The organism is Nocardiopsis sp. YSL2, from assembly GCF_030555055.1.
Classification (GTDB): domain Bacteria; phylum Actinomycetota; class Actinomycetes; order Streptosporangiales; family Streptosporangiaceae; genus Nocardiopsis.
The window spans coordinates 4,121,754-4,134,968 of record NZ_JAMOAO010000001.1; the positions used below are offsets into that span (position 1 = coordinate 4,121,754).

The 13,215-nt window shown below is 69.8% G+C and carries 11 protein-coding genes; all 11 read left to right on the forward strand.

Translation table 11 applies throughout. The features are described from left to right. The first annotated feature begins 227 nt into the window (after nt 1–227). The 11 genes from M1P99_RS18345 to M1P99_RS18395 all read left to right on the forward strand — a co-directional run bounded on the left by M1P99_RS18345 (nt 228) and on the right by M1P99_RS18395 (nt 13,073). On the forward strand, nt 228–1,325 hold the full coding sequence (locus tag M1P99_RS18345) for an ABC transporter permease (RefSeq protein ID WP_304453825.1): 1,098 nt from the start codon (nt 228–230) through the stop codon (nt 1,323–1,325). After that, nucleotides 1,322–2,197, forward strand: coding sequence for an ABC transporter permease (locus M1P99_RS18350; RefSeq protein WP_304453826.1), 876 nt, complete (start codon nt 1,322–1,324; stop codon nt 2,195–2,197). The genes M1P99_RS18345 and M1P99_RS18350 overlap by 4 nt, the downstream gene beginning before the upstream one ends. A gap of 5 nt (nt 2,198–2,202) precedes the next feature. Next, complete coding sequence (locus M1P99_RS18355; RefSeq protein ID WP_304453827.1) at nt 2,203–3,279, forward strand: ABC transporter ATP-binding protein; 1,077 nt, start codon at nt 2,203–2,205, stop codon at nt 3,277–3,279. Then, entirely contained in the window at nt 3,276–4,310 is a 1,035-nt protein-coding gene (locus M1P99_RS18360; RefSeq protein ID WP_304453828.1) for an ABC transporter ATP-binding protein, read from the forward strand. The genes M1P99_RS18355 and M1P99_RS18360 overlap by 4 nt, the downstream gene beginning before the upstream one ends. Nucleotides 4,311–4,314: 4 nt before the next feature. Beyond that, nucleotides 4,315–4,503, forward strand: a complete 189-nt coding sequence (locus M1P99_RS18365; RefSeq protein WP_304453829.1) for a hypothetical protein — start codon at nt 4,315–4,317, stop codon at nt 4,501–4,503. Further along, nucleotides 4,500–6,302 carry an ABC transporter substrate-binding protein gene (locus M1P99_RS18370; protein WP_304453830.1) on the forward strand — a complete coding sequence of 601 codons (1,803 nt, stop codon included), beginning with the start codon at nt 4,500–4,502 and terminating at the stop codon, nt 6,300–6,302. The genes M1P99_RS18365 and M1P99_RS18370 overlap by 4 nt, the downstream gene beginning before the upstream one ends. 665 nt (nt 6,303–6,967) lie before the next feature. Then, on the forward strand, nt 6,968–10,234 hold the full coding sequence (locus tag M1P99_RS18375) for a sensor histidine kinase KdpD (protein WP_304453831.1): 3,267 nt from the start codon (nt 6,968–6,970) through the stop codon (nt 10,232–10,234). Between the two features lie 88 nt (nt 10,235–10,322). After that, nucleotides 10,323–10,748, forward strand: coding sequence for a roadblock/LC7 domain-containing protein (locus tag M1P99_RS18380; protein WP_304453832.1), 426 nt, complete (start codon nt 10,323–10,325; stop codon nt 10,746–10,748). A gap of 51 nt (nt 10,749–10,799) precedes the next feature. After that, a complete protein-coding gene (locus tag M1P99_RS18385) occupies nt 10,800–11,159 on the forward strand; it encodes a DUF742 domain-containing protein (RefSeq protein WP_082376014.1) in 360 nt (119 codons plus the stop codon). 22 nt (nt 11,160–11,181) lie between these two features. After that, nucleotides 11,182–11,739: an ATP/GTP-binding protein gene (locus M1P99_RS18390; RefSeq protein WP_304453833.1), complete on the forward strand. Its 558-nt coding sequence runs from the start codon at nt 11,182–11,184 to the stop codon at nt 11,737–11,739. Between the two features lie 68 nt (nt 11,740–11,807). Then, on the forward strand, nt 11,808–13,073 hold the full coding sequence (locus M1P99_RS18395) for a styrene monooxygenase/indole monooxygenase family protein (RefSeq protein WP_304453834.1): 1,266 nt from the start codon (nt 11,808–11,810) through the stop codon (nt 13,071–13,073). Nucleotides 13,074–13,215: the final 142 nt, after the last annotated feature.

Below are 13,215 nucleotides of genomic sequence, written 5' to 3' on the forward strand. Positions count from 1 at the left end.
TGTGGGTGCTGGGATCTGGCCGCATCCGGCCATGAAACGGTTGGAGCTTTGTCCGTCTTTGTCCCTGGAAAAGCCTTGCCCGGTGGAGAACGGGTCGCGTCGAGGGCGCCGTTTGGTCACAGGGGTGGCGTGCGCCACACATCCGCCGTTAGCGTGCTGTTCTATTAGGAAACTTTCCTAATAAAAACTGCGCCCTCCTGCCCCCGCTCGTCGCCCCAAGGAGCCACGTGGCCACCGACATCGCGGCCCCTCCACCGCCATCCGACGCCCCGGCGCCGGCCGCCGACCCGCCCTCCCCGCTACTGCGCGTCTGGCGCCACCACCTGTTCGTCAAGGTCCGCAAGTCCGCCGTCGTGGTGTTCGTGGTCGCCAACGTGACCTTCTTCCTCGCACGGGCCATGCCGGGCGACCCCATCGACGTCATGGCGGGCCGGCTGACCCAGGGCGGCATGAGCATGGCCGAGGCGCGGGTGATCGCCGCCAACTCGCTGGCCTTCGACCCGGACGCGCCGCTGTGGCGGCAGTGGTGGGACTTCTTCGTCGGCCTGGTCACCCTCGACCTCGGCAACACCATCACCCGGCCCGCGGTCGGCGTCGCCGAGGCCATCGCGGCCTACCTGCCCTGGACACTGTTCAGCATCGGTGTGGGCACGGTCGTCTCGATCGTCCTCGGACTGAGCCTGGGCATGGTGATGGCCTACCGGCGCAACCGGTTCCTCGACCACGTGCTGAGCGTGGCCGCCTCCGTCCTGGGCGCCGTCCCCAACTACCTCATCGCGATGCTGCTCGTGGTCGGCGGCGGCCTCTACCTCGGCTGGTTCAACCCCGTCGCCCTGCGCGGCACCGTGAGTCCCGGAGTCACACCCGGCTTCACCCCGGAGTTCGTCGGCGACGCGTTCTACCACGCCGGCCTGCCGATCCTCACCTACGTCCTCGCCATCATCGGCACCTGGATGCTCGTCATGAAGGCCTCCACCACCGAGGTGCTCAGCGAGGACTACGTCACCGTCGCCCGGGCCCGCGGGCTGCGCGGCGGCCGTATCGCCGTCGCCTACGTCGGCCGCAACGCGGTGCTGCCGCTGGTGGCCCAGATCGCGATCTCCTTCGGCACCCTCGTCGGCGGCGCGGTCTTCGTCGAGCGGGTCCTGGTCTACAAGGGCGTCGGCGGCCTGCTCCTGGACGCCGTCAACTACCGCGACTACCCGCTCCTGCAGGGGCTGCTCATCATCGTCACCGCCTGCGTCGTGGCCGCCAACCTCGTGGCCGACCTGCTCTACAGCCGACTCGACCCGCGCATCAGCGACCAGGGGGCCGACGCACCATGACCGCCACCACCTCGCCCCCCGCCGGCGTCTGGGGCTCCATCTGGCAGGGGCTGACCCGCAGCACCAGCGGCTTCCTGGGACTGTGCCTCGTCCTGAGCGTGCTGCTCTTCTCCTTCGTGGGCCCCCTGCTCGTGGACACCCGCAACCCGACGGACGTCGCCCTCATCTGGGGACCGATGAACGCCGAGCACTGGCTCGGCACCAACCACGAGGGCAAGGACACCTTCGTCCAACTCGTCCTCGGCGGGCGCGAACCCATCTGGGTGGGCGTCGCCGCCGCGCTCATCACCGTGGCCATCGCCGTCGTCCTCGGCGGGATCGCCGGCTACGTGCGCGGGCGCGTCGACCACCTCCTGCTCCAGCTGACCGACATCACGATGACCATCCCCTTCATCGTGCTCATGCTGGTCATCGCGTCCTTCTACCGCACCGCCTCACCGCTGATGGTCGCCTTCATCATCGGGCTGGTCACCTGGCCCTACCTGATGCGCTCCATCCGCGCCCAGGTGCTCAGCCTGCGCGAACGCGAGTTCATCGAGGCGGCCCGGCTCCAGGACCTGGGCACCGCCCGGATCCTCTTCGTCGAGGTGCTGCCCAACATGGCGGGCTACGTCTTCATCAACTTCATCATCGCCATCACCAACGCGATCTACGCGGTCGTCGGCATGTACCTGCTCGGTCTGCTGCCCAGCACCGCCGACAACTGGGGCCTGATGATCCAGCAGGCCTGGGACAACAACGCGTTCCTCCTCCCCACCGCCGCCCCCTTCCTCATCGCCCCGATGGTGATGATCATGCTCTTCCAGATCGGGCTGGTCACCATGTCCCGCTCCCTGGAGCAGGCACTCAACCCACGACTCCGGGACAGGTGAGCCACGTGAACGACCGCCCCGCCACCACCCCGGACCCCGCCGACGACGGCCCCCTGCTGTCCGTGCGCGGTGTCGACATCGGCTACCGCACCGGACGCAGAAGCCGGGTCACGGCGGTCCGCGGCGTCGGCTTCGACCTCTACCCCGGCCAGTCCATGGCCCTGGTGGGCGAATCCGGCTGCGGCAAGACCACGCTCGGCCTCGGCCTGCTGCGGCTCCTGCCTCGCACCGGGGTCGTCTCCGCCGGGGAGATCCTCTTCCGGCGCAAGGACGGCCGCCGCGTCGACGTGCGCGCCCTGGCCAGGGAGGACCTGCGCCGCTTCCGCTGGAACGAGGCGGCCATGGTCTTCCAGGGCGCGATGAACGCGTTCAACCCCGTGCTGAAGGTGCAGGACCACTTCCTGGACACCTTCCGGGCGCACGAGGGGCGCGGCACCCGCCGCAGCCGCGCCGCACTGCTCGAACGCTCCGCCGCACTGCTGGAACTGGTCCGGCTCGACCCCGCCCGGGTCCTGGCCGCGTATCCGCACGAGCTGTCCGGCGGCATGCGCCAGCGCGCCCTGATCGCCCTGGCCCTGGCACTGCGGCCCCAGTTGCTCATCCTCGACGAGCCGACGACCGCGCTGGACATCCTCACCCAGCGCGCCATCGTCGAGCGCCTGACCGAGCTGCGCGAGGAGCTGCGGTTCGCCATGGTCTTCATCACCCACGACCTGGGCCTGGCGGCCGAGCTCGCCGACCGCGTCGGCACGATGTACGCGGGCCGGATGATCGAGACCGGCACCACGCGCGACATCTTCTACCGCTCGCGCCACCCCTACACCCGGGCACTGATCAACTCCGTGCCGCCGGTCGTGGGAGACCTGACCGTTCCGGAGTCACTGCCGGGCGGACCGCCGAGCATCGGAGCGCTGCCCGACGGCTGCTCCTTCGCGCCGCGCTGTGCCCACGCCCAGTCACGCTGCTCGCGGATCCGCCCCGAGCTGGACGTGCTCAGGGCCCGTCCCGCAGGGCTCAGCCACGCCGCCGCGTGCCTGCGCGCCGAGGACGCCGCACTCTTCACCGAGGGGGCCACCCGATGATCGACCCGTACGTGCACCACGATCCGTCCGCCGAGGGACGGGACCCCGAGGCGGCCGACACCGCGGTCCTGGGCCTGCACGGCGTCCGCCAGGTCTTCTCCACACCGCGCGGTGAGGTCCCCGCCGTCGCCGGGGTCGACCTGCGGGTGCGCCCGGGGCGGGTGCTGTGCCTGGTGGGGGAGTCCGGCTGCGGCAAGACCACCACGGCCCGCATGGCCGCGGCACTGGCCCGGCCCACCTCCGGCACCGTCCGCTTCCGGGGCCGGGACGTCGCGGCCATGGGCCGGGCCGAGCGCTCGGCCTTCCGCCGGTCCGTCCAGTACATCCACCAGGACCCCTACGCCTCCCTGAACCCGGTGCGCACCGTCTACTCCACGGTCTCCGCCGGGCTGCGCCGCCACCGGCTCGTGAAGGACCGGCGCGAGGCCCGGGAGGCCACCATCGCGCTGCTGCGCCGGGTCGAGCTGACCCCCGCCGAGGACTACCTGGACAAGTACCCCCACCAGATGTCGGGCGGCCAGCGCCAGCGCGTGGCGGTCGCCCGTGCCCTGGCGATGGACCCGCAGGTGATCATCGCCGACGAGTCCACCTCGATGCTGGACGTCTCCATCCGGGTCAGCCTGCTCAACACGCTGGGCCGGCTGCGCGACGACCTCGGGGTCGGCTTCCTGTTCATCACCCACGACCTGGCCGTGGCCAAGTACTTCGCCTGGGACGGCGAGATCGCGGTCATGTACCTGGGCCGGATCGTGGAGCAGGGCCCCACCCGCCGGGTGGTCAACGACCCCCGCCACCCCTACACCCGGGCCCTCGTCTCCGCGGTGTGCGAGCCGGACCCGGACCTGGCGCGCACCAAGGAGCGGGTCCGGCTGCGCGGCGCGGACATCCCCGACCTGACGGACCTGCCGTCGGGATGCGAGTTCCATCCGCGCTGCCCGATGTTCGAGCCGGGCCGCTGCGACACCGAGCGGCCCGCGCTGGCGCCCCGACCGGACCGCCTGCTGGCCTGCCACGTCGTCGACGGCGGGTGAACCGGTGCTGCTCATCGGCCGCTTCGGCCTCCTGGTCGGCTCCTTCCTGGTGCTGGCCAGCGCCCTCACGGCACTCCTCAACCCCCCGGGCACGGCCGAGTTCGTCATCAGCGTCGTCACGGCCGGTCTCGGCCTGCTGACCGTCGTTCTCGGCCTGCTCACCGTCCTCCTGGAAAGGAAGCGTCACCCATGACCTCCACACCCCCCGAACACCTCCTGGAGATGAGCCGCCGCAACGTCCTGCGCGCCGTGGGGGCCGGGGTCGCCGCCACGGCGGCGACCGGTGCGCTGAGCGCCTGCGCGGGCGGGGACCGGGGATCCGGCGGGGCCCGGCAGTTCGCCGGCGTCTTCGACTTCGATCTGGACTCCAACACCCGCAACGTGGCCGTCGAGGACGGCGCCCTGCTGCTGAACTCGGTCTACAAGGACCTGTTCCTCATGACCGGCGGGTTCTACAACTGGCGTGAGCACACGTGGGACTACATGCTGCTCGAAGGCTCCGAGTGGGACGGGGACGACCTGGTCGTGACCCTGCGCCCCGGCTTGAAGTGGAGCGACGGCAGCGACCTCACCGCCGACGACATGATCCAGAGCTACGCGATCGCGATCTTGGAGGTCGCGCCGTGGACGGTGGGCTTCCCGCAGGTCACGGAGCTGGAGCGGCTCGACGGCCTGAGTGTGCGGCTGGGCTTCGACGCTCCGTTCCCCAACATCGAGCGGAGCATCATCAAGCACCGGATCGTCGCCAGGTCCACCTACGCGGAGTTCGGGGAGCGCGCCCTGGAGCTGGTGCGCTCCGGGGTGCGCTACGGCGACGACGAGCAGAGCGCGTTCGTCGCCGACTTCGTGGAGTTCGCGCCGGAGGAGATCGTGTGCAGCGGGCCGTACATGTTCGACGCCGAGCAGATGTCGGACGCCCGCATCACCCTGGTGCGCAACGAGAACGGCTACCAGGGCGGTGAGGTGCTCTTCGACGAGGTGGTCGTGCACAAGGGCGACAACCGCCAGTCGGCGCTGCTCATCCAGCAGCGCGAGGTCGACTACTCGACGGAGGCCCCCTCCGCCGCCGACCAGCTGGCCTTCCAGGGCGTGGAGGGGTTCAAGTGGGTCGAGCACGCGGGCTACGACGGCTGTGGGCTGATGTTCAACTACGCGGCCAAGCCGGAGTTGAAGGACGTGCGCGTGCGCAAGGCGCTGGCGCACCTGCTGGACACCGAGACGATCGGCCAGGTCGCGCGCGGCGAGGCCTACAGCGGGGTGGAGTACTACGCGGGGCTGGTCGACCTCCAGGCGGAGGAGATCATGACGGAGGAGGAGCTGGCGGGGTTCGAGCACTACGGGTACGACCCCGACAGGGCGACGGAGCTTCTGGAGGACGCGGGGTGGACCCTGGAGGACGGGATCTGGCACCTGCCGGACGGGGAGCCGGCCAGCTACGAGATCATCGGCGTCGCCGGCTGGGGCGACTTCGAGCTCACCGCGTCGCAGGTGGAGGAGGCGTGGAACTCCTTCGGGATCCGGTGCGAGGCCCGCAACGTTCCGTCCGACAACCCGTGGGGCATCTGGGGCGCGGGTGACTTCGAGGTCGCGGTGCGGCACTGGGGCAACCCGGAGATCCCCGACTACTGGGGAGCCTTCCAGATGAACTTCCTGCTGGAGAACTCCGGCGACGAGGACAACCCCGGCCAGTCGTTCGACCTGAACGTGGACAGCCCCTCCCAGGGGAAGGTCGACGTGGAGGAGCTGATCGAGGAGGCCAAGCGGGCCGGGACCGAGGAGGAGCAGCACGCCGCGCTCAAACGGCTGGCGATCATCTTCAACGAACTGCTCCCGCGCATTCCGATCTGGACCTACCGGTACCTCGCACCCGCGGTCGAGGGGGTGCGCGTCCAGCACTTCGCCGCCGACCACCCGGCGGCCAACAACGAGCAGTACCAGGACAACCATGTGATGCTGTCGCTGATCCAGGGGGACCTGGAACCGGTCGAGTAGAGCACCGGAAGCCCGGTACGACGGGGGCGGAGGCCGATCGGCCTCCGCCCCCGTGGCGTGCGTGGGAACGGAAGTTGCTGGAGTGATGAATGTGATCCTCCCCACTGCGAGCGAAGCGGACAGATCGACACAAGTAAGACATAACACTCAAAAGCCATAAAATGACTTTTCCTGAGTTATCGCACGTCATCCGTGTCCCGCTGGGGTGTTTCCCGGTGCTTTCCCGATTCGCCTGCCAAGCTCCACGGCCTTTGTTAGTCTGACGAACCGAAAGACGGTTCTCGGTGGAAGTACAGGAATTGTTCCGGACGTGGATACTTGTCGCCGGATGGGTGTCGACCACCCCGGCCGGGGTATCCGAACGCGCGCCCGTGCCGCTCCGGGGACGTCGAGGCGTTTCCCCTGCGCCCGGGATGTGTCGTCAGTGCCAGGTCCCGGCGCGGTCCCGTCACCCCTGTTCTCCTCGAACGGGCCGAAGGTGCGGGGCCAGCGCCGCACCGCCCGGCTGATTCCAAGGAGACGAGATCGTGTCAGAGGAGCCGCCACCACGACACGGCCCAGGTCCCGCGCAGTCGGGGATGGGCCGAGGCAGGTTTCGCAGGGCCATCTCCCGGATCGTCAAGTCCCAGGAAGTCCCACCCCCGGAGCCCGAACAAGGACATCCCGTGCATCAGCCCGTGCATCCGCACAACCCGGACCCGGCGTCGGAGCGGGACCAGACCACGCCGGTGAAGAACGAGGACGCCTCGTCGGCCACACCCGTCGGCCCCTTCTCCGGCCCGGCCGAGAACGGATACCGCCCGGCGGCCAGGGTGAACGTTCCCAACCCCTACACGCGGCCGCTCAAGGTCGACGACGTCGACACCGGTGCCCACCCGGTGGGGCAGTGGCGCGGGGTGGGCCTCAACGAGCCCGAGCCGCGCGTGGTTCCCGTGCGCGCGCCCGAGGCCGGCGCCGCGGGTGACCAGGCTCCCGCCGCCGACGACCGCAAGCCGAGCCCTCCCGCCGCGGACCCGGCTCCGGCTGCTCCCAGTTCGGCGAAGGGGAGTGCTTCGACGGGCCCTGCTCGGGTGGAGAAGAAGCCCGCCGAGCGGTCTCCGGCCGCCGCCAAGGACGGCGACTCGGCTTCCGGTCCTGTCGAGTCGACGGTGGCGAAGGGGAGTGCTTCGACGGGCCCTGCTCGGGTGGAGAAGAAGCCCGCCGAGCGGTCTCCGGCCGCGGCCAAGGACGGCGACTCGGCTTCCGGTCCTGTCGAGTCGACGGTGGCGAAGGGGAGTGCTTCGACGGGCCCTGCTCGGGTGGAGAAGAAGCCCGCCGAGCGGTCTCCGGCCGCCGCCAAGGACAGCGACTCGGCTTCCGGCCCCGTTGCGCCGACCGCTGCCAAGGGGAGTGCTCCGAGTGGCGCCGCTCCAGTGGAGAAGAAGCCCGCCGAGCGGTCTCCGGCCGCGGCCAAGGACAGTGCCACCGGGGCCCCGACGGCTGACGGCGGCAAGCCGAGTGCTCCCGCTTCCAGGACTTCCGAGTCCGCTCCGGCGAAGGCGAGTGCCCCGACCACTGACGCTCAGGCCGAACGGAAGGCCGCCGACCGGCCCCCGGCTCCGGCGGAGCCGAGCGCTCCGGCCGCCTCCGCCCCCACGGCTCGAACGCCGGCCGAGCCCTCTCCTTCCGCCGACCGGTCCCCGGCTCCGGGGAAGGAGAGCGCCCCGTCGGCGCCTGCTCCGACCGGCCGGACCGACACGGACTCCGCCGCGCACCCCCCTGAGCCCGGACGCGGGACACCGGCGCCCACTCTTCCGCCTCTTCGGCCCGTCCGCACCCGTACACGCCCCGAGCGGGGCGACCGCACGGGAGCCCCGGCCGACCCGACCCCCCGTGCGGGCGACGCCTCGCCCGCAGCGCCCGACCTCACCAGCACCCACGACCGTTCCGGCCATCACGGCACCCGCTCCCCGCGGGTGCCGGCCGGACAGGACGGGGCCCGGCCCCCGGAGGGAGCTCCGCCCATGGCCGACCACACCCACACGACCTCGGACGAACCGGGGGAGCACGAACGACGCAGACCGCACGCCGCCGACGCGCCCACGAGCCACCAGGCGGCGGACCACACCGCGTGGGGCCAGCGGCCGACCGGACCAGCGGGGCCCCCGGCCCCGGGACGGCCCCACCACACGTATGACGAGCAGGGGTGGCGGGGCCCCCACGGGCAGCAACCCGCTCCCCCCTCACCAGGACGACAGGGGTACCAGGTGCCACAGGAGCCCACAGGCCTGCCGCAGCCCCCCGCGGGGTACGGCCACGGCCCCCAGCAGTACCCGCCCGCCCCGGACCCGCGCGGTCCGTGGCAGGACGGCCAGCAGCAGCACGGCTACCCGCCGCCGTACCCCTACGGCGCGTACCAGCAGGCGGCTCCTCCTCCGCCGCCCCAGCCGATGCCGCAGTATCCGATGCCCTACCCGGCTCCGCACCCGATCGTGACCTACCAGAGCGCCTACCCGGCCCCCTTCCAGCCGCCCGGCTACGTCCTGCCCGGGCAGCCGGTGGTCTACCCCGTTCCCTACCAGGCGCACGGGCAGCCGATCCAGCACGTCATCGTGCTCGCCCCCGGCCAGCCGCCGCAGGTCCTCACCGCGGAACCGGTGCAGGACCGCGCCGAGCGCCCGGAGCGCGAGGACCGTCCCGAGGCGCCCGCGCACGACAGCGTCGAGTCGGCGGAGCAGCCCAGGGCGCTGCCGCGCCCCGAGGCGTCCGCCCCGGCACCGAGTGCGCCCGCTCCCGCGCCCGAGGCGACCGGGGACGAGAGCGCGCCCGCGGTCGGGAGCGCGCCCGCCCCCGAGGCCCCCGCCGCTCCCGCGCCCCCGGTCGCCGAACAGACGGAGACGATCCTCAACGAGGCTCTCGCCGGTCTGGCCATGCGCGACCTGTCGTTGGTGGACGCGCTCCTGGAGATGGTCGAGGAGCTGGAGACCGACGCCAAGGACCCCGACCTCCTCGACAAGCTCTTCCAGATCGACAACTTCGCCACCCGCATGCGCCGCAACGGCGAGAACTTCCTCGTGCTGACCGGCCACGACGGGGGCGAGTCCGACGCCCACGACGAGATCGTCCCCCTCCTCGACGTCGCCCGCGCCGCGACCTCCGAGATCAAGGACTACCCCCGCGTCCGCCTCGGGAAGCTGCCGCAGACCTCCATCACCGGTATGGCGGCCGACGACATCAGCCACCTCCTGGCCGAACTCCTGGACAACGCGACGGCCAACTCGCCCGAGCACTCCCAGGTCGTCATCAGTGCCCGGGAGATGGACGACGGCCGGCTGATGATGATCGTCGAGGACGAGGGAGTGGGCATCCCCGAGCACCAGCTCGGTGAACTCAACGACCGGCTCAGCGGCTCCCCGAGGCTCGACGACGACGTACCCCGGCACATGGGCCTGTACGTCGCGAGCCGGATCGGTCGCAAGCACGGCCTGGAGACCCGCTTGGAGTCCCGCGCGTTCCGTGGGGTGAACGCCTACACGATCATCCCCAAGGAGCTGTTGCGCGTGGCGACGCCGCCGACCCCGGGCAAGTCCCGGACCTCGGCCGTCCCCTCGACGTCGGGTCCCTCGGTCGGATCCGTGTCCCAAGCCCTCACGCCCCCTCCGGTGACGGGAACCAACGGAGTGAACGGCAGTTCGGCCTCCAAGCCCACCAACGGGGGAGACTCCTCCGTCACCGCCGCGGGCCTGCCCCGGCGCAGCGCCACCCCGCACGGCTCGCCGCTGCGGATGATGCCGCACCCGAAGTCGGTCCCTCCGCCCGGGCCGCCGTCGGACACACCCAAGCTGTCCGGCGAGGCCAGAGCCGAGCAGATCCGCGACGATCTCGGCGACTTCCTCGACGGCGAACGCGAGGCACGCGAGGAGTCGGACGGCAAGGAGGGCGGGACCACGTGAGCCCCCACCGGACCGACGCGACGCCCGCACGCACGCGCACCACTGACCAACAGCGACAACGACACACGGCCGAGGCAGGTTACCCGCGATGACTGAACCCGCAAACGACAGCGTTGAGAACTTCTCGTGGCTCATCGACAGGTTCGTCCGCGATGTCCGAGGAGTCGAGCACGCCGTGGTCGTCTCCTCCGACGGCCTGGTGCTGACCCACTCCAGTGACTTCCCCGAGGAGCACGCCGAGCAGCTCGCCGCCATCGCCAGCGGACTGCACAGCCTCGCCGTCGGTGGAGCGAACCTGTTCCAGCGCGGAGACTGCGAGCAGCTCCTGGTGCGCTTCAACCAGGGACACCTGTTCATCATGGCGATCAGCGACGGATCCTGCATGGCCGTCCTGACCGCGCCGGGCACGGAGTTGAAGATCGTCGGCTTCCAGATGACCAAGCTCGTGGAGAACGTCGCCCACGTGCTGACCCCGCAGCTGCGCTCGCAGCTGCGGGAAGTCATCCAGAGCTGACGACGGCGACCCGAAACGGTTCACAGGGATCATGAGAAGGTTGCCACTGAAATGAGCTTCCGCAGGCGAAGGAGCAACCGCGTCCGCCCGTTCACCTTCACAGGTGGCCGGACGCGATCGCGGCATCCGCTGATGGTGCAGACCCTGGTCTCGACCTCTGAGCCGGGCCAGGAACCACCGAGCACCCTCATGCCGGAGTCCATCAACATCTACCGACTGTGCCGAGAGACGCGGTCACTCGCTGAGGTGTCGGCCGAGTTGAACATCCCCCTGGGCGTCACCCAGGTCCTGATCAGCGACCTGGCCGAACAGGACCTGGTGTACATCCACCCGACCATCACCGGCAGCAGTCCATCGGAAAACCAGGTTCTGGAGAGGGCTCTTCGTGGTCTCGAACGACTTTTCCAGTGACAGCAGGTCGAATCGCAAGAAGATGTCGAGCAAGATCGTCATCGCCGGTGGCTTCGGCGCCGGCAAGACGACCTTGGTGAGCTCGGTGTCGGAGATTCCGCCGGTCACGACCGAAGCGATCATGACCGAGGCCAGCATCGGTCACGACGACAACTCGATCACACCGCACAAGACGACCACCACCGTCGCGATGGACTTCGGTCGCATCACCGTCGACGACGAACTGATCATGTACATGTTCGGAACGCCGGGCCAGGCGCGGTTCTGGTTCATGTGGGACGATCTCGTACGGGGCGCGGTCGGCGCCGTCGTCGTGGTCGACTGCCGCAGGCTCGCGGACTCCTTCGACGCGGTGGACTACTTCGAGACGACCAAGCGCATCCCCTACATCGTCGCGCTGAACAAGTTCGAGGGCCTCCTCGAGTACAGCCCCGAACAGGTCCGCGAGGCGTTGGAGATCAGCCCGGAGGTGCCGATCATCGACTTCGACGCGCGCCACCGGAGCTCCGGCGGCGACGTGCTCAAGACGCTGCTCCGGTACGCCCTCGAACACAACCGCGCGAGCGAACCCGTTGCCTGACGGGCGGGGAGCGGGTCCAGCACCGGTCCCCTCGTCACCGTTGATTCCCCCAGGAAAGTAAGCGACAGATGCGCAAAATCCTTATCGTCGGCGCGGGCCACGCCGGTCTGCACCTGGCCCATGGCCTTCTGACCGAGGGCTATGACGTCACGGTGATCACGGGGCAGTCCTCGATGGAGATCCGGACCGGCAAGCCCTCGGTCTCGCAGCTCACCTTCCCGACGGCCCTGAACTACGAGCGTGAGCACAACCTGGACCTCTGGAGCGCACTGTCCCCGCAGATCAGGAACCAGAGGGTGCATCTGTACCCGAGGGGGGACGAGGCCGTCCGCACCTTCACCGGCAGGACCGGAGAGGGCAACGACTACACGGTCTCGGTGGATCGCCGTGTCAAGATGGCCGACTGGCTGGAGTACTTCGAGGACCGCGGGGGCAAGGTGGTGATCCACGGCGTCACCGTCACCGACCTCGACTACTTCTCCCGCATGTTCGAACTGATCATCGTGGCCGTCGGCCACGGCGAACTCGGCCAGCTCTTCGACTACGACGAGAGCCGTTTCAGCGGGGCCAGGCCCCGCTCGATCGCGCAGGCCCAGATCTTCGACGTCTGGCCCTGGGACGGCGATGACGAGAACATCGGCTGGGCGGCGTCCGCGGCCGACGCGGGCAACATCATCTTCATCCCGATCCTCACGCAGGAGGGGCCCTGCCACAACCTGCTCATGGTGGACAAGCGCGGCGGCCCCATGGACGCCTGGCCCGACCGGCCGGGTCCCGAGGAGCAGCTCCGCCGGATGAAGGACCTGCTGCGCCAGTACGCGCCGGAGTACTTCGAGCGGGCCAAGGACGCGGTCCTGTCGGACGGTCGCAACAGCACGCTGGTCGAGGAGTTGACCCCGCAGGTCCGCAACCCGGTCGGTGTGCTGCCGTCCGGCGGGCGCGTGCTCGGCATGGCGGACGTGGTCGTCACGATGGACCCGTACGTCGGCCAGAGCTGGAACAACTCCACCAGGTGTGCCAAGGCCTACCTGGAGAGCATCATCGAGCACGGTGACCGTGAGTTCGATGAGGAGTTCCTGGTCAAGACGTTCGACCGCTTCTGGGAGTTCGGCCTGCACAACCAGCTCTGGTCCGAAATGAATTCCACATTGTGGGATAGCGGTGATCTACCGCCCTATTTCTACGATCTCCTCGACGCGGCCAGGGACTTCTCCGAAGTGGGGGACCGGTGGATCCAGGGGTGGGACTACCCGCCGGACTACGGGACCTGGCTGCTTGATCCCGACCGCGCGATGCAGTTCGTCGCCGAGGTTCGAGCGCGGTCGGGCTCCTGACCTCCACTGCTCCGGCGAGAAGGCCCGATGTCCCTGTGGCATCGGGCTTCTCGCTGTCCGAGGGCGGATGGCATCAGAGTTACGTCAATGACCGAATGCCTGAGTCGTTTGACCGAAAAGAGGTACTTCGTTGTCATGCGTT